A 21009-nucleotide genomic window follows, 5' to 3' on the forward strand; every position below is an offset into this window, starting at 1 on the left:
AAATTCCTGTTGACGCCGTGCAGCAATATCGACACAATAGCGCTCCTTCGACGCAGGTCGAACGAAATCTGCGGGAATAGCTCAGTTGGTAGAGCGCAACCTTGCCAAGGTTGAGGTCGCGAGTTCGAGTCTCGTTTCCCGCTCCAGATTCAAGAAGAACGCTCCCGCAAGGGGGCGTTTTTCGTTTGTCATGACGTTGGCGGCACGGGGCGCTACAGTCGCGCCATGGCGTCGTCATGGCGGGCGTGATATCGGCGGCCTGGCGGGACGATTCCAGCGTTAGTGTCGCAATCGGAATGGCGGGGCGTATCGGTCGTGGGGATGACCGCAGGGGCGGGGCTCGGGGAAGTTGGCAACAAGACGCAATGGCCCGGATGTCGCACCAGCGTTCCGTGCGTCGCATGCAGTGAAAGGCTGGCGAAAGGCCAACGCCATCGTTGCCTGAACCGCATGCGTGTTGTGACCTTTTTCGGACCAATTCTCCATGTTCGCTCCACAATCGCACGGTAGCCTTCATGCTCCTTCTACACGTTGGCGGGCTGGTGGTCAGGCGTATCACTTCAGTGGCAGTGCCCAGGACCGGGCGCGGACTCTCCCTGCAGGCAGTGCTGCGCCCCGGTGCGTTGTTGGCAACCCTGGCCCTGGCCGGCTGCATGTCGGTGCCCGTCCCGGACCTGCCTGATCGCACACCCAGCGCCTGGACCCAGGTACCGCAGGGCCAGGGCGTGGCGGTGGACGCCAGGCAGTGGTGGAAGGTGCTGGCCGACCCGGCGCTGGATGGCCTGGTCGATCAGGCGGTCGCCGGCAATCTCGACCTGCAGCAGGCCACCTTGCGCCTGCAGGCCGTTCGGATCGTCGCTGGCACGTCCGACTCGCGTTTCCTGCCGGAAATCTCCGCCAGCGCCAAGCAGGTGCAGGACGCCGCCGCTGTCGATACCTACTTCCATGCCGGCATTGAAGCGATCTGGGACCTGGGCCTGTTCGGCGCCGCCGAGAGTGCGCAGCTGAGCGCGCAGGCCTCGGCCGGCAATGCCGAGGCGCTGCGCAATGCCGCGCAGGTAGCGGTGATTGCCGACGTGGTGCGCAGCTATCTGGACCTGACGGTGGCGCAGGCCCAGCAGGATCTGCTGGCCCGACAGCAGGCCGTGGATGATCGCGGCGAACAGCTGGCGCTGGTCCGCCAGCGCCTGCGTCTGGACGAGCCGGGCGAACTGGATCGCCTGCGTGCACGCCAGGTCGCCACCCGCGCGGCCACGGCACAGGCCCGGGAAAACGCTGACAACGCGGCCCGCGCGCTGGCAGTGTTGCTGGGCCGAGATGGCCCGGATCCGGCCTGGCGCGCCTATCGCACGCCGCCGACGCTGGGCACGTTCTCGCTGCAGCAGGTCCCCGCCGATCTGCTGCGCCATCGGCCGCAGATCCTGCTGGCCGAGTCGGAAGTGATGCAGGCCGCCGCCAGCAAGGGCTCGGCGCGCGCCGCGATGTACCCGCGGATCAGCCTCGGCGGCTCCATTCTGTACGCCTACAACCTTACCCAGAACGCGCGCTCCAATTCCGACTCCAGTCCGTCGATCGGCCCGTACGTCGATATTCCGCTGTGGGACTGGGGCCAGCGCCGCGCGCGGTTCCATGCCGACGAAAAGCAACTGGACGCCGCCTTGCTCGGCTACCGCAAGGCCGTGCTGGAAGGCGTTAGCGAAGTGGAAGGTGCACTGGGCAGCCTGGCGCGCCAGGACAGCAGCATCCAATCGCTGCGTGCGGCCAATGATGTCGCCAACCAGCAGGTCAAGCGGCAGGCGCGGCAGGTGCAGTTGGGCCTGTCCAGCGAGTTTGATGGGCTGGATACGCAGCGTGCCGCATTGGCCTCGCAGGCCGACCTGATCGGTGCGCAGGGCGCGCGCGTGCTGGCGTTTGCGTCGCTGTACCGCGCCCTTGGTGGCGCACCGCTGCCGGTCGAGGCTGAGGGCGAACCGCAATGATCGCGCTGGCCCGCAAGACCCTGGCCTATGAGTGGCGCCGGTTCCTGCCGGTGGTGCTGGCGATGTGCTTCGCCGGCGTGCTGCTGATCGTGCAGGCGGCGCTGGTGCTGGGCATCTTCGGCACCGCCGCGATCTATGTGAAGGCATCTTCGGCCGATATCTGGGCCGGTTTCCCCGGTACCCAGAGCGTCAACTACGGCCATGCGATCAGCGCCGATGTGGAAAGCCACCTGCGCATGGATCCGGATGTCACCCGCGTCGAACCTTACGAATGGGTCGATGGTGAGTGGCGGTCCGGCGCGCAGGGCACCGGCAACGTGTCGGTGTACCTGTCCGGCATCTCCACCCGCGACGATGCAATGATGTTCGCGCGCATCCTGCCTGCCGACCTGCGTGCACAGCTGCGCGAACCGGGTGCGGTGATCGTCGACAGCGCCGACCTGGATACGCTGGGCGTGGACCTGCAGAACAACCGCGCCTGGATCAATGGCAAGGCCGTGCGCGTGGTTGCCGCGCAGCCGGGCCTGCGTGGCCTTGGTGGTGTCAACGTACTGGCTTCGCTGGATACCGCGCGCGCCATCGCCGGTACCGACCCACATGAGGGCAGTACCTACTTCGTGGCGGGCCTGCGCTCGCCGGACCTGGCCGACCGCGTGCGCGATCGCCTGGCCGCGTCAATGGGCCAGGCTACGCCGGTCGAGTTCTGGACCGCGCCGGAGTTCGCCAGCCGCTCGCAGCAGTACTGGCTGTTCGACACCGGTGCCGGCATCGCGGTGTTGTTCATGGCCGTCATCGTCTGCTTCGTCGGCGCGGTGATCACCAACCAGTCGTTCGCGTCGGTGGTGGCTGGCTCGGTTCGCGAGTACGCCACGCTCAATGCACTCGGTGCAGGCCGCTATGCGCTGGCACGGGTGGTGTTCGAGCAGGCGTTGCTGATCGGTGGCGTGGGCATGTTGCTGGCGGCGGCCTTCAGCACCGTGGTGCTGTTGATCGCGCAGACCCAGCGCGTGCCGGTGCAGCTGACACCGATGGTGATCCTCGGCTGCGTCGCACTGGTTGCGGTGATGGCCATGCTCTCCAGCATCATGGCGGTGCGCAGTGTCGTCCGCTCCGATCCATCGTTGCTGCTGCGTTGAGGACCGGCCGATGACTTCCACACGCGCCGTCGCCCCGACCCTGCGGGCCGATGCACTTGAAAAGGGCTTCATGTCCGGCGACGTGCAGGTGCCGGTGCTGCGCGGCCTGTCGCTGGACATCTATCCTGGCGAGCTGACCCTGGTATCGGGCCCGTCGGGTTGCGGCAAGAGCACGCTGTTGTCGCTGCTGTCCGGCCTGTCCGCGCCCGATGGTGGCCGCGTGCACGCACTTGGCCAGGATGTGGGGCACATGACCCGAAGCGAGGTGGAGCGCTTCCGCCTGCACCATGTCGGTTTCGTGTTCCAGGGCTTCAATCTGTTCCCGGCACTGACTGCGCTGGAGCAGGTGCAGCTGCCGCTGGGCTACCGCGGCATGCGCAATCGCGAAAGCGAACCGCTGGCGCGCAAGGCGCTGGAAGAAGTGGGCCTCAGCCACCGCAGTCACATGCGCCCGGCGCAGCTGTCCGGCGGCGAGAAGCAGCGTGTGGCCGTTGCCCGCGCCTTCGCCAAGTCGCCGACGCTGATCTTCGCAGACGAACCCACCAGCGCGCTGGACGCCGAGAACGGCCAGCGCGTGATCGACATCCTGCATCGCTACGCACGTGCGCATGGCGCCACCGTGCTGTGCGTGAGCCACGATCCGCGCCTGATCCGGCATGCCGATCGGGTGATCGCCATGGAAGACGGCATGGTCCGTGATGACCGCCGCCAGAACGAAACTGTAGAGTCCGCCCCATGACCAAGACGTCGCACCTGCTTCCCCTCAGCCTGGCCCTGTCCGCGGCACTGCTGCTCGGCGCCTGTTCCAGGGACGCGCCTGCGCCTGCACAGTCGCCTTCGGGCAAGGCCGGTGCAACCGCCGTCGGCAAGGTCGCGGTGGCGCGCGGCATCATCGACGTCGAGGGTGGCCTGATCGCGCTGGCACCGCCGGTGGATGGCTCGATCACCGCCGCACCGGTGAAGGAAGGCGCCACGGTGAAGAAGGGGCAGCTGCTGCTGTCGCTGGATGGTGCCTTGCTGCAGCAGGAGGTGGCGATGGCCAGCGCCGATCTCGCCCTGGCCAATGACCGCCTGAAGGGCAGTCAGGCGCAGCTGCGCGAACTGGAGCGCAACGCTACTCGCCTTTCCACGGGGGCCAGCGAAGGCGTGTCGTCCAACCAGCAGGCCGATGCGGCCAAGCAGCAGCTGGCGGGTGTGCGCGCCGATGTTGACGTGGCCGGTGCGCAGGTCGACCTGGCCCAGCACAAGCTGGAACACGCCAGGCTGAAACTGCAGCAGATGTCGCTGAGCGCGCCGGAAGCCGGCACCGTGGTCGGCCAGGTGCCTGGCCTCGGAGCTTTCGTGCAGGCGGGCAAGCCGGCGATCTCCCTGCTGCCCGCGCGCCCGCTGCAGGTACGTGCCGAACTCAGCGCCGCCTATGCCGATGCCGTGCAGGTGGGCATGAAGGCTACCGTGGTGCCGGACAGCGATGGTGCCGAGAACACCGGCACGCTGCCGTCCGCACGCGTGGTGCGCATCAGCCCTGTGTTCGCGCAGGCACGCCTGCCTGAAGATGCAGGGCGTGGCGTGGCCAAGGTAGTGGAGTGTGTACTGGAGTTCGATGGCGAGGCCAAGGCGCGCTTCGGCCAGCATGTGCGGGTGGAGTTCCGGAAGTAGGTCCGGTCAGCCGTTGAGCCAGCGGCGTAGGCGCGGGCAGACGGAGGCCGGGACCACGACCAGCAGCGCCAGAAGAAGGATGCCGCTGGTTGCAAGCAACCAGAACAGGTGCACATCGCGCACGGGAGACTGATGCATGGCGGTCACGCCCCAGAGTGTTGTCCAGCCCAGCCAGGGGAAGGCGCAGACAAGCATTCGCAGCCACAGACGGTGAAATCGCCATGGCTGCACGATCAGGCCCAGGGCAACAATCTCCACCAGAATGATCAGCGTTAAGGTGACGACTGAACTTGTGGGGTAAGGCAGTGTTCCAGACTCGGTGTGACGCAGTTGCCAGTAGTCTGGCTTGAAGCCGGCATGGATGAGTGCGAACGCCAGTAGCAGCCATACAACGGATGCGGATAGCCAGAAGACCTGGATTGCCGTCGGTTTCTGAAAGAGGTTTGGCATCTACTCGGGCAGGTATCCCTGCTGCTTCCAGAAGTTCATCGCGAACGCATGGTCTTTCGCGAGGTAGGGTGTTCTTCCTTTCAGTAAGCCCGAATTTGTGCCGCGCATTTCCCTTGCGCCACGCTTGAACAGGTGTAGTGCGTCGGCCAGCGCCTCCCCTCCGACGGGATCTATCTGAACCGGCGAGTCTTCAGTGCGCAGGTCTGCCTTGTAACGAATGTGAACGCGCTCCCCTCCATCCATGCATGTCTCAATGCAGTAGTAGTAGCTTTCGATGACGCTGCTACCGTCGACCTGTTGAAGTTCCCGTGAAAGGCGGAGCATGGGCTCCTCGCGGCCAGGCCCGCGTTTCTCTTGGCGAAATGCAGCATGACAGTGACCCACCCAGAATCCGCAACGTTCACCATCGCCGTAGTCGTCGTATGGCTGGCAGATCGGAAGCGCCAGGAGATCGCGTATCTCGGCCGCTGAAATTGTCTCCGTGGTCCTTTGGCGGTTCGATGCGCCTTCCTTAAGAAATCGCCACCCGTCGAGGATAAGTGCGATGAAGGGGGGCTGGATGTCGTGTGACTCCACCTCGTCCCATTCGGGCTGAACTTGTCCAGCATCGCTGCAGACGTATTTCAATAGGCTCCAACCAGATCCAGCACCTCCCATGTGAGAGGCTGTGGTGCTGGCGGTCGCTTCAGTGCGCCGCATTACGAGGCGTGCAGCGATGTTCTTCGATGGATCTTCCATCTGCACGGTGTATGCGCGGGCGTCGGCGTCGGTGTTGTCCGCACTTGCTAGAAGTGAGATGCCGCTGCGGTGGAATTCATAGGTCCGGGTATCCATGGGAAGCATGTCTTCTCCACAGGCGCGTAGCAGACTTTCTGGGCTGACAGTTGCATCGCCAAACAGGTTCACTGTGCATAGCGTCGGGTCCGGCGCTGACAGACCCTCCGCACGGATGACGCTCTTCCCGGCAGTGAGCCTTTGCAGCATGGCTCCTGCATCCAGTGACCAGAAGCTGTCCGGACCCTCGGATTCGCGTGAGAGGCAATCGGGCTCGATGATCTGCTCAATTCCGTCGTCAATGATGGCTTCGTCGTCCATCCTGCGAATGCAGTGAACCGAGCCATCGAATTGCATGGAGTAGTCGGTCTGAATGAGAAGCGCTGCCTGGGTGTTCCCGACCACGTGCAGTTCCCCGTGGTTGTAGTCGCCCCAGAACAGCTCGCGTATCAGCAGGTTGCCGCCTACGCGGATTTCCTGTCCGCCGGCGATGGCATTGGTTGTCGTCAGGTCGCCCGAGACAAGCAATCCGCATGCGCCGTCGGTTTCAAGGCTGTGAACATGGCGCGCTATCTCTGCATTGCCGCGAACCAGGATGAAACGGATGTACGCACCAAGATCTTCTTCCCGCCACGGGGCCAGCGGGTCGTCCAGGTCCAGCGTGTCGAGCTTGAGGTCGCCATCAACCAAGAGAACTAACTCATCGGGATCACCCCAGACGTAGTGCTCTGGTGCGTATGTTGAGTCCTGCGGTACCTCACCCTTGATGTCGGCGTATCGGACGACCTGAAAGGGGCAGGCTGCGGAAAGTCGCGTGGCAAGTTCCAGGGGAGTAATCGGCCGGTCTCCAGCCATCGCTGGTAACGCTGCCTCAAGCGGATCCGCGTCGTCGGGGAGCTGTGATGCCTGCTGGCTCGACTGCTGCATGAATTATCCCGGTTTGGCAGAGGCATATGCAGAGCAGCGACAGTGAAAGTATTGCCGGCTCTGTGGGCCTCGGGTCAGGTACTGTCCTTCGCCGGTCCGCTGCGGGTCCATGCAACTATTCTGAAATGCGTAGGCCATCTCTGCGCGTCTTCTCCCTGCGGAAGCCATGCGGTGAGCTTATGAAAGCCCGCCACGCGCTCACCGCCGACACCAAGCACAGCGCCAGCAGTAGTCCCACGTCCAGCATCAACAACCACAGCAGATGCATGCCGTGTACCGGCGGCTGGTGCATGGCTGACAGCATCCACGGCACCGACCATGCCAGCAGCAGGGCGAAGGCGATCAGCAGGCGCAGCCACAGTCGTTTCAGTCGCCACGGCCGCACGATCAAGGCGGCTACCACCAGTTCGACGGTGCCCAGCAACGCGAACACGATGACAGTGCTGGTCGGGTAGGGCGACTCGGCGCCTTCCAGGTGATGCAGCAGCCAGTAGTCTGGGGTGAAGCCGGCATTGACCAGTGCGGCGATCAGCGCCAGCCAGGTCAACGCAACCAGCAACCAGAACAGGCGGACGTAGCGTCTAGGCATCGGCGGTGTCCGTGGTGGCAGGCAGGCGCTTGCGTGATGCATACCACGCGGTTGTGACGATCGCGGCCAGTGCCAGCAGGCCGGGCCCGAGGGTGAAGTACAGCAGGCGCAGCGGATGGTTGTGCATCAGTGTCCAACTCGCGAACGCCAGGGGAATCGCCAGCACCAGCAGCTTGGCAAACAGTGGCCGCAGCACCGCGATCAGCGGCTGGGCGCCAATGAACATCCAGAACAGATAGAACTGGGCGATGCCCAGGCCGATGTCACGATGTGAAGCAAAGCCGAAATGGTCGCGATACCAGTTCATTCCCATCGGCATCAGCGCCCAGTACAGCAGGGCCACCAGCAGATGCAGCAGCAGGGCGATCAACAGAGGCGTGCCGCGAAGGAGCATGGGCGAACGGGGCCGGGCGGGGCAGCGTACCCCACTGCGGACGCCCGTGACTGCATGATGTGAAGACTGTTGACGGCGTGAAGGAATTTGGACACAATAGCGCTCCTTCGACGCAGGTCGAACGGAATCTGCGGGAATAGCTCAGTTGGTAGAGCGCAACCTTGCCAAGGTTGAGGTCGCGAGTTCGAGTCTCGTTTCCCGCTCCAGATTCTACAGGGCCCCGGCAGGGGCCTTGTTTTTCTCCCGCCACGGCAAGGCGGGGCACGTTGGGCCACAAGGCTTTGCGCGCAGTCAGAAATGTGAAATCGCTGGTGTGTTTTCCGGATTTCCGGTAGCATGTCGGCTTACGCGGGAATAGCTCAGTTGGTAGAGCGCAACCTTGCCAAGGTTGAGGTCGCGAGTTCGAGTCTCGTTTCCCGCTCCATGTTCCGACAGGCCCCATCATGGGGTTTTGTCTTGTCAGGGCCCAGTTCCTGGCGCGCAGTACGTTGGCCTCATGGCAGAGTGGCTATGCACCGGATTGCAAATCCGTTTACAGCGGTTCGATTCCGCTTGAGGCCTCCAATTGAAAAGCCCTGACTCCGGTCAGGGCTTTTTTTTGCGTGGCGTTCGATGCCTTTGTGCAGAATCTCCTGATTCGGCCATGAAATCATCTGTTTGCCACCCGTTGTCAGCAGGTCCTATGAAGCCGAGGAACGAGTATGTACGTCGTCTGGACGTGCTGCTTGACCGCGGCGTGGTGCCGGAGGAGCTAGCCAACACCGAGGCGGCAGCGGAGAATCTGCGACGCGAACACGCCTCTCGATGCCATCAGCGGCTTGGCCGGGGCAAGTGTCGCGGTGGTGTGCAGTCCGACCCGGCGCAGCCGGTGTTGCGGGTTCGGGCCAGCTATCCAGTCAGCCCGTAGCTTTGGCGGGAATCACCTCCTGATCACGTTGTGCAGGAGGACATCGTCCTTGCCGAGAGCCTCCAGATGCGTAGCGAACCGCTGCACGATGCGGTGGTGGTCACTGGTGAGCTGCCGGGAAAGGGCGTCACCTGCAAAGTACGCAAGGACGGTGAGGCAGGTCAGCTTTTCGCACAGCAGGTCAGCAGCCCACTGATCATGCTGCTGCCGTCGGCGCCGAGCGCGGGCGGAACATCCTTGGTGAACGAAGTGAGCAAGCGGCCGTCGACCTCACTATGCCGCTGTTCCCCAAGCCGATTAAGCCAGGTGAGGTCGGCCCAGTCATGCCATTGGACCTGGTGGAAGTGGTTGGCGCTGCGGGGAGATGGCATGGGCAGTGCGAGTCGCTGCGCGTTGATGTTGTGATCGAGCACACCGTAACCCTCGAAAGGCACTACAACGATGCGAACTGACCTTTGGGATCAATTCGGCGAACTGGTCAGCAGCAATCCTCGATTGCTGGCGACCGTCACCGCGCACAACAGTGATGGCACCAGCAAGCTGACGACGTATGACGGGGTACAGGTGCGGGCTTTCGGCCAGCGGCGGCAAACCATTCCTTACAACGTCTGGGTTCGAGGTGGTCGCCTGATTGAAGCGGCTCCCAACCTTCCAGTGATGGAGGTCACCATCTAAATACTCCTCACAGGAGAAGCGTATGTGCTATTACGCCCGGATCATCGCTGCCTACTGGAATCTGGTCAGGATGACCGGCGCGCGTGGCATTTGTGAGAAAAGCCCTGCTCGTTGAGTGAGCTGGGCTTTGCATCGGTAAATCAAATTTGCTGGACTGGGCCGACATCTATCCTGCCACTGCAGTTGCCGACACATCCACCGCCAAAGTTGGTGCCACCGACGCCAACTCCGCCACCCCCATTCTCGGTGCCGCCTCCGCCAGTCTCCACGCCGCCGCCTTCGTAGATTGGCTCGGGCATAACACCCTCGCGAGGGGTCCGGCCTTCGCCCACCCAATTGGATTCAAAATTCTCGTGATAGACGGTGCAGTGGGTGGGATTGCATATCTGGTACGTTGTTCCAGTCGCTCACGCAAAGAATGGCACATAGTCGATTGGTGCCCGCGAGTCTTTAATGACCTCTAGGGTTCTTGCGTCGGGTACCGGTGATTCGACGTGACAATCGGTGCAGAAGTAGGGGCCGCGTTCGAAAGCGAACGTGCTTGCTGCGAGTGCGATCGCAGCGACGACTATCAGAAGTAGAATGGCCTTGCGGCGGGGGATGCGGAAGAACTTCTTATCTGCAGCATGAGTCATAGAGTTGATTTCCCTTTCGAAGTGCCAAGTTCAGCTGTTCTGCACTTAGCGATTTGTCCAAGGTACTAACTTGTCGAGCTGGCACTATCGACGGATCTGCGAGACGAACTGCTTCAAAGTAAGCTCTGCTTGTAACTCGGTCCTCGTCGACAAGTACACCAGCGTGATAGGCATTACCAAGCTGTAGGAGTGCGTCCGCACTGCCTTGGTTTGCCATTTCTTGCAGATAGCCAACAGCTGTCTGCTTGTATTCCTTCGTGCGGTCTGGATTGCGAAGCAGCTCCGCTGGTCCTCCAAGGGCGGATTGTGAGTCCGCGGCATAAAGGAGTCGTGCTCCAATGTTCCCCTGCTCTGCTGCAAGCGAGAGCCATCTACTGGAACTCAGTTCATCTTCAGCGGATAGTTCAATGCACGCGGTCGCGACATTCTCGGAAGCGTGAAGTGCGACGCCTCGAGACGCGCGTCGATTGATGTCCTTACACTCATTGAGCTTCTGGAATATTCCGTAGGACGCTGTCGCATCACCAGCTAATGCCAACGGCGAAAGTCTTGAAATGACTTCGTGCACTGTCCCTGGTGGGATTGGTCCATAGTCTTCCACTGCGTACGCGCGTCCGGACAGTTGCCGCACACGAACTAATCTGTTGGCCGCAGACCCTGGTGTGGATCTTGAAGAGACCGGCCGCGAGGCGGAGATCGCGGGCCCTCGAGTGGCGTGCTCCAGAGCGCTGGATGGCTCTGACGATGAGGCGGCTTTGTTTGGCTGCGTACTCGGTGCGGTTGTTCCGTACCAAACTGCCGCTCCTGCCAGCATGGCTAGTACAGCGAGGCTCAGGGCTTTGATCCGTCGACTCATAGCGCTCCTTTGTTGCTGATGAACGTAGTGCGTGTACAGGGGGGGGCATAGATGGTGCTCGATCTGGGGTGTCTCCGAGTGCCAAGTGCTTTACAGACCTCTATTTGTAAACGGCGACGGGCGGAACCACCCCCGGCCAAGGTGCAACTGAAGTTCATTTTTTGTTCACAATAGTGGCTGGTGGGAGCTTTGCGGCATCGGCGACTGGCTCAGTTACAGGCCGGGGACTTGGGCGCGCCTTGTCGAATCGTTGACGCGGTGGCCGGTCGTGTCCTTCTGGCCATGCGTCCTTCCCTTCCTACGGTTACCAGGGCTTCTGCACTGCGCCCATTCCCTCTGGTTGGGTCCAGACCGGTGAGCGCTGGGCGCTCTGGTAGAACGGTCAGGAGACGGCCGGCGTCACTCCCCTTGGGGTGCGCCTGTGGATGGAAGGCCAGAAGATGGGGCAGGTGAAGGGGGCGCGCGGCCAACGTCCGGCAGGCGAAGCGCTACGCGGAACGCTGGTGCGCGGCCCGGCTGTATCCCGAGCTGCCTCTGCGTGAGGCCGTCGCCCGGCTGACCGACAGCACGCCGATCCAGTTGCCCCCGCCACTGCCCGGTCTGCCGCCGACCCGCGAACAGCAGCAACAGGCCCGACGCCTGGCCGAGGCCAGAGCGAAGGCGGTTGAGCGGATCAAGGCAGCACTCGATCGGTTGGGGCGGTTGGGCCGGTGTCGCCTCCGCTCAGGCTATTGATGAGTAAGGATTTGATTGGGATTACAAATCCGTTTACAGCGGTTCGATTCCGCTTGAGGCCTCCAATTGAAAAGCCCTGACTCCGGGCAGGGCTTTTCGTTTTTCTGCGGTCTGGAATGTGCTGTACGAGCGCTATGATCGGGTCTGGGCCTTAGCGGACTTCATGCGGATGACTCCCAGACACATCGTGGAAACCTGGATCGAGCGCTTCAACGCAGGCGATGCTGCTGGCCTGGCGGAGCTGTATCACCCCGACGCGATCAATCACCAGGTCACCCAGGACCCGATCAAGGGCCGCGATGCGATCCGTGCCACCTTCGAGCGTGAATTCAGCACTGCTGAAATGGTCTGCATTCCCGAAGTCATCCATGAGGCCGGCAATGTCGCTGCGCTGGAATGACGCGACCCTCTTGGCCTGCGTGGATGCGGCTTCTTCACGGTTGACGGAGGATTGATCACGTTCCAGCGCGGCTACTGGGACAAACTCTCGTTCCTGAAGATGCACGGTCTTCCGATCGAGTGAGCCGCAAGGCCGGGCGGCATCCGTGCCGCCTTGGTCGTGGCCTGATCGGCTACAGCCTGGCCAGCGCCTGCACCGTGGCCTGCGTCAGCGGCTGGGGCAGAGCATCCCCGGCAAACCAGCCCAGCCCGGTCTGCACGCCCGGCTCCTGGATGGAAGCCTCGGCACCCGCAAGTGCCCGTGCCTCGTAGATAGGCGCGACCCAGTGCTGAGCAAGCGCCGGCTCGAAATGATCGGCCACGCACAGCAGGCGCAGCAGCTGCACTTCCAAGGCGGTCTCCTCGCGGACTTCGCGGACCACGGCAGCCTCCACCGTTTCCATCCAGTCGACTTTGCCGCCAGGCAGGCCCCAATACCCGCGCTCCGGATCGCGTCCGCGCTGGATCAGCAGGATGCGGCCGCCGGCATCACGGACGACGGCGCCGCATCCAAGGCGGGGAATCTGCAGTTCAGTCATGGCGGTGAATGAAGAAGGGACGGTTTTCATTCTTGCATGCACGCCGCATCAGGCGAACCCGCGCTAAGCTGGACACCTGTGCATCAACAACCTCGCGGGTGTGTCGCATGGTCATCCGGCAACTTGGTGCTGACGACGCCGACATTCTCTGGCAGGCGCGGTTGCAGGCGCTTCGCGAGTCGCCCGCTGCGTTCCTGTCCACGCTGGCCGAGGCGCAGAATGAGACAGCAGACGTGATGCGCGCCCAGCTTGCTGATCCCGGGACGCGTTATTTCGGCGCTTTCATCGACGGCAAGCTTGCGGGCTTCCTGCGCTACGTACGCCCGATGCGGACGGCGCGACGGCATACGGCGGAAGTGCACAGTGTCCATGTGGGCACCGGCCACCGTGGCCAGGGTATCGCCCGCCACCTTCTTCTTGCTGCGTTTGCATCTGCGCGCGCCGAGGGCATTGAATCGCTCACCCTCACGGTGCTGGAGGACAATGCTGCTGCGCGCGGGCTGTATGAATCGCTGGGTTTCAGCGTACTCGGCAGGGAGCCGCGCGCAGTCAAGCGCGAGGGCATCTACACGGATATCGTCTCGTACTGGATCACATTGCACTGACAGTGAAACGTTACTGCGGGCCCGGTCATGTTTCCGTGGCACGATGGGCCTGGACACACATTCATTCGACGAAGATAGGGCAATGCGCGTTCAGGTATGCCGCTGGCAAAGCGTAGCGTCGGAACACCGTCAGCAGGCGGTGGATCTGCTCCGCCAGGCTTTCCCGGACATGCAGGGCGAGGGCTACGCCATCCCGGGGCAGGTCGCTCTGGTCCTGGCAATGGGAGGTGATCACGTTGTCGCACATCTCGCGCTGTATGAACGCAACGTACTGCTGGACGGCGAGCCGGAACGCATGGGCTTGATTGGCGGCGTGGTGGTGCGTGTCGACGTTCGCCGGCAGGGCGTTGCCTCGCGGTTGATCGAAGCGGCCCATGCAGAGTTGCGCCGGCACGGTATCGATTTCGCCGTGCTGTTCGCCCTGGACCATCGGCACTATGCCTCTGTGGGCTATGTGCCGATGCAGAACGAGACCTGCTTCATTGAAGACGGCCACGTACGCAGGTTCGTCTACCGCGGCGGCATGGTGGCCACGCTGGGAGCGCGCCGCTGGACCACGGCCTTGCTCGATCTGCAGGGCGAAACGGTCTGAACGGCGCCAGCGTGCAGTCACCACCAAACCACCGTATCGTGGCGGTTGTCCAATGAACCAGGGAGCGGTGCAGGATGAAGGGGAAGGTAGTGATGGCGATGATGCTGCTGGGGTGTTTCCCGCTGGCATCGGCCCAGGTCTACAAGTGCAAGGGCGCTTCCGGTGAAACGGTATACAGCCAGAATCCCTGTGCTGCCGGCGCTGAACCCATGAAGCTGCGTTCCAGCCGTTCCTCCACGGAAACGGCGGGGGAGGCATCGAACCGCGCGGCGGTGTACCAGAACACCGAACTGGCCGACGCCGGTATCGCCGAGCGCAACTGCGTGCAGGGCGAGCGCTCGCGCATCTACGGTCCGCTGGAGTCGCGCAGCCAGCAGATCGGTCGGCAGATCGCCGAGTTGAACCGGCAGATGGCCGCGTCGAGCAACAACCTGGCCGGCGCAACCCGTGACTCGGGCATCCGTGCGCAGATTGCCAGCCTGCAGCAATCGTTGAGTGCCGAGCGGATGGCGGCGGATACACAGATGGCGAGTGCGCGCGAACGGTGCGCCTCGACCCGGCGTGAACGCGAGCGCTCGGTGCGCGACAAGTTCAGCAACGTACCCGCGGGTACGCCATGAGTCGTTCCCGCTAGGCGGGAAGGCGCATGGGTGTCTCCGCACGGAAGTTGCGCCCGACCGGCGCGCTCACGCCCAGGTAGTGCCGGAACAGGTAGATCAGCGGTTTCCAGCGCGCCACATCGATGTGCTGGGTGCCGTCCACGGTGATGTCTTCGTGCGCATGCACGCAGCGGATGCGGCCTTCGACGATCACGAAGCCCTGGCCATCATCCTCGCCGGGTGGATGCATCGCCATGACGGTGGCCTCCACCTGCAGCGGGCACTCGGCAATGGCCATCGGAGCAACGTGCGTCGACACGACGGCAGTGAATCCGCCCAGTGCGAACTTGTCGCGCACGTGCACGTAGCCCATCGCCTGCTTGGCGGTCGGCACCGGGTTACAGCCGGTTGCCCGCGCGATCGCCTCGACCTGTGCGGCCTGCGCGGATGAGGGGAAGTTCAGCACGCACTCGTTGCGCAGTTGCAGGTTGCGATAGCCCTGGCCCTGCGTACCGAGACCCAGCACTACCCGGTTGCCCAGCGCCCAGAACGAAGAAAGCGGGCTGATGTTGCTGCTGCCGTCGTCATTCAACGTGGTCATCAGCAGCACGGGCGTGCCTGGGTACAGGACCGAAGGGGTGATGCGGCGGCGATGGATCGAAGCGGTCTTCACGGCAGGTCTCGCGGTTGCGGGCGAGCACTGTGGCGAGCAGTCGGCTGCTGACGCTTCGGCCTGCATCGAACTGTTGGCAGATGACGGCATGCCACAATGGGGCATGGTCCACACCTCCGGTTCCCTTGTCAGTGTCGGTGCCCTGGTCGGGGACCAGGCGCGTGCCGCCATGCTGCTGCAGTTGATGGATGGACGGGCCTACACCGCGATGGAGCTGGCGCGCGTGGCCGGGGTAACGCCGCAGACGGCGAGCACGCACCTGCGCAGGCTGGTCGAGGGCGACCTGCTGGTGGCGGTGGCGCAGGGGCGTCATCGCTACCACCGGCTGGCATCAAGCGAGGTGGCAGAGATGCTCGAAGGCATCCTGCGCGTGGCCGACCGTACCCCTTCCTGTACCGCTGCGGCCGCGCGCAGCATGCCTGCACTGCGCGAGGCGCGTTCCTGCTATCGGCACCTGGCCGGCGTGCACGCGGTCGCCATCACCGATCGCCTGCTGCAGGCGGGGCATGTACTGCCATGCGAAGGGCATTGGCAGATCAGCGCTGGAGGCGCCGCATTCCTTGCCGGACTGGGCCTGCCGTTGCGCGAGCTCCTGCAGCAGCCGGTGGCGGCCAAGCCGGCGCGCTACTGCCGTGGCTGCCTGGACTGCACCGAACGGCGGCCACACCTGGCAGGGCTGGTCGGTGAGGCGATGCTGGACAGTTTCGTGAACAACGATTGGCTGCGGCGCGTCGAGGGCCGGCGCGAACTGCGGCTGACGCCACCCGGGCGCGAGGCGTTGTGGCGGCTCTTCAACCTGGCGACCTGAGCGGCGCGGCCAGTCTCAGTCACCCGCGACATGGCAAGGCGTTATGGTCGAGTTCCACGTCTCAGGGAGCTGCAATGGCGAGCAAGGACATCACGGGTCGCTTCGGGCACGGAGCGAATCGGAAATGAGCAAAATCATGGCAGATGTGCGTTGGCTGACCTTTCGGTTGAAGAACGGGCAATCCATCGGGCCGGAGCGGCTGAAGGACGGATGGGTGATTGCCTCGGAAACCGCCCGCTGCGAGGTCCGCCGCGAACATATCGAGGGATCAGGCCTGGTGTACGCCCTGTATGCGCCGGCCAACCTGGCCTCACCGCGGCGCGCGGAAATGCGCATGCGCGAATTCCTGATGAGCTCGGGCTACACCTTCACGATGGGCACGCTGGGCGGCTGATCCCCGCCTGCTGCGGCTACGGGCGCACGGCCAAGACCTGGCCGAGCGCGCCGATCTGACCGCGCGCATCGAACGGCACTGTGCTGGTCGGCCGACACCCGGGTGGCCAAACGGCACCGACATGTCGAAGCCCAGCCACTCGCCTTCGGGCATGCCGAACAGGTGCGCGGTCAGATCGAGGGGAGGCGGCACATGCTGCGCGGGTCCCTGCACCGTAAGCGTTACCAGCGTGGCGGACGCGTTTCGCTACGCGATGGACTCAGCGTTGCACTGTCTTCAAGGCATCGACAACCTGTGCTTCAGAGAAGCCACAATGTCCTTCGCCCACCGATGGCAGTACCCGTGGCGCTGGCCGCGCACCGGCGTGTGCGGCCAACTGCGGATACACCGTCTGCATGTGCGGCACGATGGTCGGGTCGTTGTGGTTGAACTGGATCACCAGCGGGCGCTGCAGTGCGCCGGTCAGCGCCAGCGTCGCGCGCACCCTGGCCTGCGCGGCAGGTACAGCATCGATGCGCCGCACCCCGGCGTTGAATGCGGCGTCATCGCCGAAGCCGCTGTAGACCGTGCCCCTGTTGCCGACCGGCATGCCACCGCTGCGTGTGGCCAGCTCGTGCAGGACCAGGGCGTGCAGGCTGATCGTGCCGGCCACTTCATCGGGGGAAACCTGCAGCCGCTGCGCCAGCAACGCGGCATGCGCCGGGTCGCGTTGCAGCGCGGTGGCGATGCCCTGGTAAAGCTCACTCTGGGGCAGCGTGGCTGCTTCGCGCGACGCCAACCCGGTGACCGGCAGCCCCTCAGCCTTGGGGAAGAAATAATCGAACGCGACCAGTGTGGTCAGCAGGTCGGCCGCGATCTGTTCGCCACTGAGATTGGCGCCGCACAGCGACACACCACCGGCATAGTGCTGCGGGAAACGCTCGAGGCTGCCAATGGTTACGGCACCACCCATCGAGAAGCCCAGCATCCAGGTGTGTCGCACGCGCTTGAGTTCACCCAGCGCATGCTGTCGCAGGTGTTCCATGTCGGTGATCGCCTCGGCGACCGCCCAGCCTTGGCTGGAATACGCGCTCTGCGCGACGGCGTAGCCCGCGCCCAGCAGTGCTGCGGTGCTGTCACCGGCGGCCATCGGCGTGGTGCGTGACACGCCCACGGGCTCATAGCCATGGGCCAGCATCACCAGGTCGCCGTTCCAGTCTGCCGGTACATCCAGCCGCCAAGGGGCGCCCTGCAGCTCGCCGCTGAGCGTGCGTGGTGCCGTGGTTGGTGCTGCCAGCGATGCCGTCGAAGCATGCAGCAGGCCAAGGGCGAGGGCACATCGAAGCAAGGGGAGCATCGTGGTCATTCCATGCGGGAATGGCGCCGAGCATAGATGCCAGCGGAATGTTGCGCGCGCTGCACTGCCGCAGGGGATTGCGGGCCGTACAGGCGGCGCTCTACGCTGGTGGCATGGCTCCGCACGTCACCGCGTCGATTATCCGCATTCCCCAAGGGAAGGCGGGGTAGCGCGCGGTCGTCACGGCCCTGCAACCCGCCCGGGAAGGCGGATTGCATGCAGCGCTCTCCCGGGAACTGGAATCCACCGAGGAGATCGCAGATGCAACACCCTTCATCCGCCGATGGCGGCGCAACCCTGCACCTGCTGTGCGGCAAGATCGGCGCAGGAAAATCGACGTTGTCGCAACAGCTGGCGGCCAATCCTCGCCACGTATTGATCAGCGAAGATGCCTGGTTGGCCACGCTGCACCCGGGTGAAATCCACTCCGTCGCCGATTATCTGCAGCGCGCAGCCACGCTGCGCAGCGTGCTGACCGATCATCTGCGTACGCTGCTGCGGGCCGGCGTCTCGGTGGTGCTCGATTTTCCATTCAATACGCCCGCCAGCCGCGCGTGGGCACGTGAAGTGTTCTCGCCAGTGGGCGCCGCGCATCAACTGCACTTCCTCGATATCGCCGACGAGGTCTGCAAGGCGCGGCTGCGTGCACGCAATGCATGCGGCGAGCATCCCTTCGAGGCCAGCGATGAGGAATTCGAGCAGATCACCCGCCACTTCGTTGCACCGGCCGCAGAAGAGGGTTTCATGGTGATGCGCTACACCGAGGCAGGCCCGGCATAGCGCGGTCGGCTCAGTCGCCGAATGCCGGCTTGCCTTCGGTGGCGGTGCGCACGAGCGTCCTGCGGAAGGTTTCGACCAGGGGGCGCAGGTTGATGCGGTGCCAGGCCGCCCACAGCGGTGTGCGGTAGCTGAACCACGGCAGCTCGCGCAGCACCACGCCGTCCGGCGCCTGGTGATCCAGGCTCTGCTGGACGGTGGTCAGGCCCAGGCCGGCGGCAACCAGGCCAAGCGCGGCCAGTGGCTCGGTCGCTTCCATGGCGATGGTCGGGGTGAACCCGGCTTTCGCACACGCGGCGATGAAGGTGTCGTGGCGCAGTGCGTTTTCCCTGTGCATCACGCCGATCCACTGCTGGCTGGCCAGATCCTCGGGCGTGATGGTCTCTGCAGTGGCCAATGGGTGGCCGGCCGACAGCGCCAGCAGCATCGGATCGTTCAGCACCTGCGTGGCTTCCAGGTCTGGATCGTCGAACGCGGGTGGTTCGCAGACCAGGGCGATGTCCAGGCTGCGTTGGCGCAGGCCTTCCAGCTGCACGTCCGACTGCTGGTTGTACAGCGCGATGTGTACGGCAGGACGGTCGCCGCGCAGTTCGCGCAGGGCGGGCGGCAATACGCCGGAGTGCATCGCGTACTCCAGATAGCCGATGCACAGGCCACCTTCATCGCCGCGGCCGAGCCGGCGTGCCAGCGATTCCAGCCGATTGGCGTGGGTCAGCAGGGCGCGCGCCTCGGCCAGGAAGGTACGGCCATCGGCGGTCAGCCGGATGCGCTGCTGCGAGCGTTCGAACAGCTGCAGTTCCAGCCGTTCCTCCAGCTGGGCGATCTGCCGGCTGAGCGGGGATTGGGAGATGTGAAGGCGCTCGGCAGCGCGGCCGACGTGTTCATCTTCGGCGACGGCCACGAAGTAGCGCAGTTGGCGGAGGTCGAGCATAAGACCTTGCGGGACTCAAGATAATTAAATTATGTCTTGGACAGTCTTATCGGGCAAGCCTAGCCTGTGCGTCAACTTCAACAACCTCCCCAAGGGGGAACCCATGAGCATCAACACGCTGCTGGCTGGCAAGACCCTCGGCTTCGGTACCGCGCCGCTGGGCAACATGTTCCGTGACATCCCGGAAGCCGAGGCCCAGGCCACGGTGGACGCGGCCTGGGAACAGGGCACCCGCTACTTCGATACCGCCCCGTTCTATGGCGCAGGCCTGGCCGAGATCCGCCTTGGCGACGCGCTGGCCAAGCGCAACCGCGATGACTTCGTGCTCAGCACCAAGGTCGGCCGCCTGATCCTGGACGAAGTGGAAGACACCAGCGCCCGCGACCTTGGCGAGAAGGGCGGCCTGTTCGTCGCCGGCCGCCCCAACAAGCTGGTCAACGACTACTCGGCCGACGCCACCCTGCGTTCGATCGACGACAGCCTCAAGCGCCTGAAGACCGATCGCCTGGATATCGTCTGGGTGCACGACATCGCACAGGACTTCTACGGCGATGAGTGGCTGTCGTACTTCGAGACCGCACGCCGCGGTGCCTTCAAGGTGCTGACCCGCCTGCGCGAGGAGGGCGTGATCAAGGCCTGGGGACTGGGCGTCAACCGTGTCGAGCCGATCGAGCTGACCCTGGACCTGGACGAAGCCCGTCCGGATGGCTTCCTGCTGGCAGGCCGCTACTCGCTGCTCGACCACGAGCGTGCGCTGCAGCGGGTGATGCCCAAGGCGGCCGAGCGCAACACCGGCATCGTGGTCGGCGGTCCGTACAGCTCCGGCGTGCTGGCCGGTGGCAGCCACTTCGAGTACCAGAAGGCGTCGCCGGAGATCCTGGCCAAGGTCGAGCGCATCAAGGCCATCGCGGCCGAGTACGGCATCAGCATCAAGGCGGCCGCGTTGCAGTTCTCGCTGGCCAACCCGGCAGTGGCTGCGGTGATTCCGGGCGCCAGCCGTCCCGAGCGCATCGCCGAAGACTACGCCGCACTGAAGGAAATCATCCCGGCCGGGTTCTGGCAGGCGCTGCGCGCCCAGGGCCTGGTCGCGGCCAACGCTCCGCTGCCGATCGACAACATCTGAGTCCCGAAGGAGACATTCCCATGGCAACTGCTTCTGTATCCATCACCGTGCCGACCCCGGCCGACCAGGTCTGGAACCTCATCGGCGGCTTCGATTCATTGCCCGACTGGCTTCCGTACATTCCCCAGAGCACGCTCAGCGAAGGCGGTCGCGTGCGCCATCTGGCCAATCCCGATGGCGATGCCATCGTCGAGCGCCTGGAAGCCTTCGACCAGGCCGATCGCAGCTACACCTACTCGATCCTGCAGGCCCCGTTCCCGGTCAGCGACTATCGATCCACCCTGCGTGTGGTCGAGCAGGGCGACGGTTCGCGGATCGACTGGTCCGGTGAGTTCACTCCGGTGGGCGTCAGCAACGAAGAAGCGTCCGCGCTGTTCGAGGGCATCTATCGCGATGGCCTGAAGGCCCTGGAAACCACGCTGGCCGGGTGAATGCCCGTGTGGCGTTGACCGCATGCAGGCGCCCCGGCGGGTCCGGGGCG

Annotated in this window: 23 protein-coding genes, 4 tRNA genes and 1 pseudogene; 19 read left to right on the plus strand and 9 right to left on the minus strand. The window is 64.1% G+C overall.

What is annotated here, in order from left to right:
* Nucleotides 1–70 precede the first annotated feature (70 nt).
* The 5 genes from AC5P78_RS12220 to AC5P78_RS12240 all read left to right on the plus strand — a co-directional run bounded on the left by AC5P78_RS12220 (nucleotide 71) and on the right by AC5P78_RS12240 (nucleotide 4771).
* Nucleotides 71–146: transfer RNA gene (locus tag AC5P78_RS12220), tRNA-Gly, on the plus strand.
* 369 nt (nucleotides 147–515) lie between these two features.
* On the plus strand, nucleotides 516–1979 hold the full coding sequence (locus AC5P78_RS12225) for a TolC family protein (protein WP_111189154.1): 1464 nt from the start codon (nucleotides 516–518) through the stop codon (nucleotides 1977–1979).
* A complete protein-coding gene (locus AC5P78_RS12230) occupies nucleotides 1976–3115 on the plus strand; it encodes an ABC transporter permease (protein ID WP_049459963.1) in 1140 nt (379 codons plus the stop codon). The genes AC5P78_RS12225 and AC5P78_RS12230 overlap by 4 nt, the downstream gene beginning before the upstream one ends.
* A gap of 10 nt (nucleotides 3116–3125) precedes the next feature.
* Nucleotides 3126–3854 (plus strand): ABC transporter ATP-binding protein, encoded by a 729-nt coding sequence (locus tag AC5P78_RS12235; RefSeq protein WP_012479691.1) that lies wholly within the window; start codon nucleotides 3126–3128, stop codon nucleotides 3852–3854.
* Nucleotides 3851–4771 carry an HlyD family secretion protein gene (locus AC5P78_RS12240; RefSeq protein ID WP_111118174.1) on the plus strand — a complete coding sequence of 307 codons (921 nt, stop codon included), beginning with the start codon at nucleotides 3851–3853 and terminating at the stop codon, nucleotides 4769–4771. The genes AC5P78_RS12235 and AC5P78_RS12240 overlap by 4 nt, the downstream gene beginning before the upstream one ends.
* 6 nt (nucleotides 4772–4777) lie before the next feature.
* On the opposite strand, the gene AC5P78_RS12245 is transcribed toward AC5P78_RS12240, so the two are convergent.
* From AC5P78_RS12245 to AC5P78_RS12260, 4 genes are all read right to left on the minus strand, one after another.
* A complete protein-coding gene (locus AC5P78_RS12245; RefSeq protein WP_043034359.1) occupies nucleotides 4778–5221 on the minus strand; it encodes a hypothetical protein in 444 nt (147 codons plus the stop codon).
* Nucleotides 5222–6922, minus strand: a complete 1701-nt coding sequence (locus tag AC5P78_RS12250) for a hypothetical protein (RefSeq protein WP_138969715.1) — start codon at nucleotides 6920–6922, stop codon at nucleotides 5222–5224. It lies immediately after the preceding gene.
* 115 nt (nucleotides 6923–7037) lie between these two features.
* The gene (locus tag AC5P78_RS12255) at nucleotides 7038–7511 is read right to left on the minus strand and encodes a hypothetical protein (RefSeq protein ID WP_100443202.1); all 474 of its coding nucleotides are present in this window, start codon (nucleotides 7509–7511) and stop codon (nucleotides 7038–7040) included.
* On the minus strand, nucleotides 7504–7905 hold the full coding sequence (locus AC5P78_RS12260) for a hypothetical protein (protein WP_043034356.1): 402 nt from the start codon (nucleotides 7903–7905) through the stop codon (nucleotides 7504–7506). The genes AC5P78_RS12255 and AC5P78_RS12260 overlap by 8 nt, the downstream gene beginning before the upstream one ends.
* Before the next feature lie 130 nt (nucleotides 7906–8035).
* Here AC5P78_RS12260 and AC5P78_RS12265 point away from each other — a divergent pair.
* The 3 genes from AC5P78_RS12265 (at nucleotide 8036) to AC5P78_RS12275 (ending at nucleotide 8469) form a co-directional block, all read left to right on the plus strand.
* Nucleotides 8036–8111 (plus strand) — tRNA-Gly (locus AC5P78_RS12265).
* 142 nt (nucleotides 8112–8253) lie between these two features.
* Nucleotides 8254–8329: transfer RNA gene (locus AC5P78_RS12270), tRNA-Gly, on the plus strand.
* A gap of 66 nt (nucleotides 8330–8395) precedes the next feature.
* Nucleotides 8396–8469 (plus strand) — tRNA-Cys (locus AC5P78_RS12275).
* A 504-nt stretch (nucleotides 8470–8973) separates the two neighbouring features.
* Here the strand turns inward: AC5P78_RS12275 and AC5P78_RS12280 are convergent.
* The gene (locus AC5P78_RS12280; protein WP_157806719.1) at nucleotides 8974–9225 is read right to left on the minus strand and encodes a hypothetical protein; all 252 of its coding nucleotides are present in this window, start codon (nucleotides 9223–9225) and stop codon (nucleotides 8974–8976) included.
* A 28-nt stretch (nucleotides 9226–9253) separates the two neighbouring features.
* Between AC5P78_RS12280 and AC5P78_RS12285 the strand changes: the two genes are divergently transcribed.
* The 3 genes and pseudogenes from AC5P78_RS12285 to AC5P78_RS12295 all read left to right on the plus strand — a co-directional run bounded on the left by AC5P78_RS12285 (nucleotide 9254) and on the right by AC5P78_RS12295 (nucleotide 12113).
* Nucleotides 9254–9487 carry a hypothetical protein gene (locus tag AC5P78_RS12285; protein WP_100443203.1) on the plus strand — a complete coding sequence of 78 codons (234 nt, stop codon included), beginning with the start codon at nucleotides 9254–9256 and terminating at the stop codon, nucleotides 9485–9487.
* A gap of 1820 nt (nucleotides 9488–11307) precedes the next feature.
* Nucleotides 11308–11668 (plus strand): annotated as a pseudogene (locus AC5P78_RS12290) (hypothetical protein); the annotation flags it as partial.
* 214 nt (nucleotides 11669–11882) lie between these two features.
* The gene (locus AC5P78_RS12295; protein ID WP_227415191.1) at nucleotides 11883–12113 is read left to right on the plus strand and encodes a YybH family protein; all 231 of its coding nucleotides are present in this window, start codon (nucleotides 11883–11885) and stop codon (nucleotides 12111–12113) included.
* Between the two features lie 172 nt (nucleotides 12114–12285).
* Here the strand turns inward: AC5P78_RS12295 and AC5P78_RS12300 are convergent, their stop codons facing one another.
* On the minus strand, nucleotides 12286–12690 hold the full coding sequence (locus AC5P78_RS12300) for an NUDIX hydrolase (protein WP_111189153.1): 405 nt from the start codon (nucleotides 12688–12690) through the stop codon (nucleotides 12286–12288).
* Between the two features lie 107 nt (nucleotides 12691–12797).
* On the opposite strand from AC5P78_RS12300, the gene AC5P78_RS12305 reads away from it, so the two are divergent.
* The 3 genes from AC5P78_RS12305 (at nucleotide 12798) to AC5P78_RS12315 (ending at nucleotide 14507) form a co-directional block, all read left to right on the plus strand.
* The gene (locus AC5P78_RS12305; RefSeq protein WP_111189152.1) at nucleotides 12798–13295 is read left to right on the plus strand and encodes a GNAT family N-acetyltransferase; all 498 of its coding nucleotides are present in this window, start codon (nucleotides 12798–12800) and stop codon (nucleotides 13293–13295) included.
* An 82-nt stretch (nucleotides 13296–13377) separates the two neighbouring features.
* Entirely contained in the window at nucleotides 13378–13887 is a 510-nt protein-coding gene (locus AC5P78_RS12310; RefSeq protein ID WP_495217213.1) for a GNAT family N-acetyltransferase, read from the plus strand.
* Between the two features lie 74 nt (nucleotides 13888–13961).
* Nucleotides 13962–14507, plus strand: coding sequence for a DUF4124 domain-containing protein (locus tag AC5P78_RS12315; protein WP_111197284.1), 546 nt, complete (start codon nucleotides 13962–13964; stop codon nucleotides 14505–14507).
* 10 nt (nucleotides 14508–14517) lie between these two features.
* On the opposite strand, the gene AC5P78_RS12320 is transcribed toward AC5P78_RS12315, so the two are convergent.
* Nucleotides 14518–15159: a flavin reductase family protein gene (locus AC5P78_RS12320; protein WP_088436354.1), complete on the minus strand. Its 642-nt coding sequence runs from the start codon at nucleotides 15157–15159 to the stop codon at nucleotides 14518–14520.
* 103 nt (nucleotides 15160–15262) lie between these two features.
* Between AC5P78_RS12320 and AC5P78_RS12325 the strand changes: the two genes are divergently transcribed.
* Together AC5P78_RS12325 and AC5P78_RS12330 are read left to right on the plus strand one after the other, a co-directional pair.
* Nucleotides 15263–15967, plus strand: coding sequence for an ArsR/SmtB family transcription factor (locus AC5P78_RS12325; RefSeq protein WP_033834661.1), 705 nt, complete (start codon nucleotides 15263–15265; stop codon nucleotides 15965–15967).
* Nucleotides 15968–16091: 124 nt separating this feature from the next.
* Nucleotides 16092–16361 carry a hypothetical protein gene (locus AC5P78_RS12330; RefSeq protein ID WP_005408911.1) on the plus strand — a complete coding sequence of 90 codons (270 nt, stop codon included), beginning with the start codon at nucleotides 16092–16094 and terminating at the stop codon, nucleotides 16359–16361.
* Between the two features lie 259 nt (nucleotides 16362–16620).
* Here AC5P78_RS12330 and AC5P78_RS12335 read toward each other — a convergent pair whose 3' ends face one another.
* Nucleotides 16621–17697, minus strand: coding sequence for an alpha/beta hydrolase family protein (locus AC5P78_RS12335; RefSeq protein ID WP_138969713.1), 1077 nt, complete (start codon nucleotides 17695–17697; stop codon nucleotides 16621–16623).
* Between the two features lie 261 nt (nucleotides 17698–17958).
* On the opposite strand from AC5P78_RS12335, the gene AC5P78_RS12340 reads away from it, so the two are divergent.
* The gene (locus AC5P78_RS12340; RefSeq protein WP_024956607.1) at nucleotides 17959–18477 is read left to right on the plus strand and encodes a P-loop nucleotide/nucleoside kinase family protein; all 519 of its coding nucleotides are present in this window, start codon (nucleotides 17959–17961) and stop codon (nucleotides 18475–18477) included.
* Nucleotides 18478–18487: 10 nt separating this feature from the next.
* Here the strand turns inward: AC5P78_RS12340 and AC5P78_RS12345 are convergent, their stop codons facing one another.
* Nucleotides 18488–19405 (minus strand): LysR family transcriptional regulator, encoded by a 918-nt coding sequence (locus tag AC5P78_RS12345; protein ID WP_495217215.1) that lies wholly within the window; start codon nucleotides 19403–19405, stop codon nucleotides 18488–18490.
* Between the two features lie 103 nt (nucleotides 19406–19508).
* Here AC5P78_RS12345 and AC5P78_RS12350 point away from each other — a divergent pair, with 103 nt between their 5' ends.
* Nucleotides 19509–20528: an aldo/keto reductase gene (locus tag AC5P78_RS12350; protein ID WP_049449138.1), complete on the plus strand. Its 1020-nt coding sequence runs from the start codon at nucleotides 19509–19511 to the stop codon at nucleotides 20526–20528.
* A 20-nt stretch (nucleotides 20529–20548) separates the two neighbouring features.
* Nucleotides 20549–20959, plus strand: coding sequence for an SRPBCC family protein (locus AC5P78_RS12355; protein ID WP_033834665.1), 411 nt, complete (start codon nucleotides 20549–20551; stop codon nucleotides 20957–20959).
* The last annotated feature ends 50 nt before the right edge of the window (nucleotides 20960–21009 follow it).

The organism is Stenotrophomonas sp. YJH_SMC_133 (assembly GCF_059370655.1).

Excerpts from the sequence above, each read along its gene's own strand:
- AC5P78_RS12225 (WP_111189154.1), top strand. The coding sequence starts at position 516 with ATGCTCCTTCTACACGTTGGCGGGCTGGTGGTCAGGCGTATCACTTCA.
- AC5P78_RS12230 (WP_049459963.1), top strand. The coding sequence starts at position 1,976 with ATGATCGCGCTGGCCCGCAAGACCCTGGCCTATGAGTGGCGCCGGTTC.
- AC5P78_RS12235 (WP_012479691.1), top strand. The coding sequence starts at position 3,126 with ATGACTTCCACACGCGCCGTCGCCCCGACCCTGCGGGCCGATGCACTT.
- AC5P78_RS12240 (WP_111118174.1), top strand. The coding sequence starts at position 3,851 with ATGACCAAGACGTCGCACCTGCTTCCCCTCAGCCTGGCCCTGTCCGCG.
- AC5P78_RS12245 (WP_043034359.1), bottom strand. The coding sequence starts at position 5,221 with ATGCCAAACCTCTTTCAGAAACCGACGGCAATCCAGGTCTTCTGGCTA.
- AC5P78_RS12250 (WP_138969715.1), bottom strand. The coding sequence starts at position 6,922 with ATGCAGCAGTCGAGCCAGCAGGCATCACAGCTCCCCGACGACGCGGAT.
- AC5P78_RS12255 (WP_100443202.1), bottom strand. The coding sequence starts at position 7,511 with ATGCCTAGACGCTACGTCCGCCTGTTCTGGTTGCTGGTTGCGTTGACC.
- AC5P78_RS12260 (WP_043034356.1), bottom strand. The coding sequence starts at position 7,905 with ATGCTCCTTCGCGGCACGCCTCTGTTGATCGCCCTGCTGCTGCATCTG.
- AC5P78_RS12285 (WP_100443203.1), top strand. The coding sequence starts at position 9,254 with ATGCGAACTGACCTTTGGGATCAATTCGGCGAACTGGTCAGCAGCAAT.
- AC5P78_RS12295 (WP_227415191.1), top strand. The coding sequence starts at position 11,883 with ATGACTCCCAGACACATCGTGGAAACCTGGATCGAGCGCTTCAACGCA.
- AC5P78_RS12300 (WP_111189153.1), bottom strand. The coding sequence starts at position 12,690 with ATGACTGAACTGCAGATTCCCCGCCTTGGATGCGGCGCCGTCGTCCGT.
- AC5P78_RS12305 (WP_111189152.1), top strand. The coding sequence starts at position 12,798 with ATGGTCATCCGGCAACTTGGTGCTGACGACGCCGACATTCTCTGGCAG.
- AC5P78_RS12310 (WP_495217213.1), top strand. The coding sequence starts at position 13,378 with ATGCGCGTTCAGGTATGCCGCTGGCAAAGCGTAGCGTCGGAACACCGT.
- AC5P78_RS12315 (WP_111197284.1), top strand. The coding sequence starts at position 13,962 with ATGAAGGGGAAGGTAGTGATGGCGATGATGCTGCTGGGGTGTTTCCCG.
- AC5P78_RS12325 (WP_033834661.1), top strand. The coding sequence starts at position 15,263 with ATGGTCCACACCTCCGGTTCCCTTGTCAGTGTCGGTGCCCTGGTCGGG.
- AC5P78_RS12330 (WP_005408911.1), top strand. The coding sequence starts at position 16,092 with ATGAGCAAAATCATGGCAGATGTGCGTTGGCTGACCTTTCGGTTGAAG.
- AC5P78_RS12335 (WP_138969713.1), bottom strand. The coding sequence starts at position 17,697 with ATGCTCCCCTTGCTTCGATGTGCCCTCGCCCTTGGCCTGCTGCATGCT.
- AC5P78_RS12340 (WP_024956607.1), top strand. The coding sequence starts at position 17,959 with ATGCAACACCCTTCATCCGCCGATGGCGGCGCAACCCTGCACCTGCTG.
- AC5P78_RS12345 (WP_495217215.1), bottom strand. The coding sequence starts at position 19,405 with ATGCTCGACCTCCGCCAACTGCGCTACTTCGTGGCCGTCGCCGAAGAT.
- AC5P78_RS12350 (WP_049449138.1), top strand. The coding sequence starts at position 19,509 with ATGAGCATCAACACGCTGCTGGCTGGCAAGACCCTCGGCTTCGGTACC.
- AC5P78_RS12355 (WP_033834665.1), top strand. The coding sequence starts at position 20,549 with ATGGCAACTGCTTCTGTATCCATCACCGTGCCGACCCCGGCCGACCAG.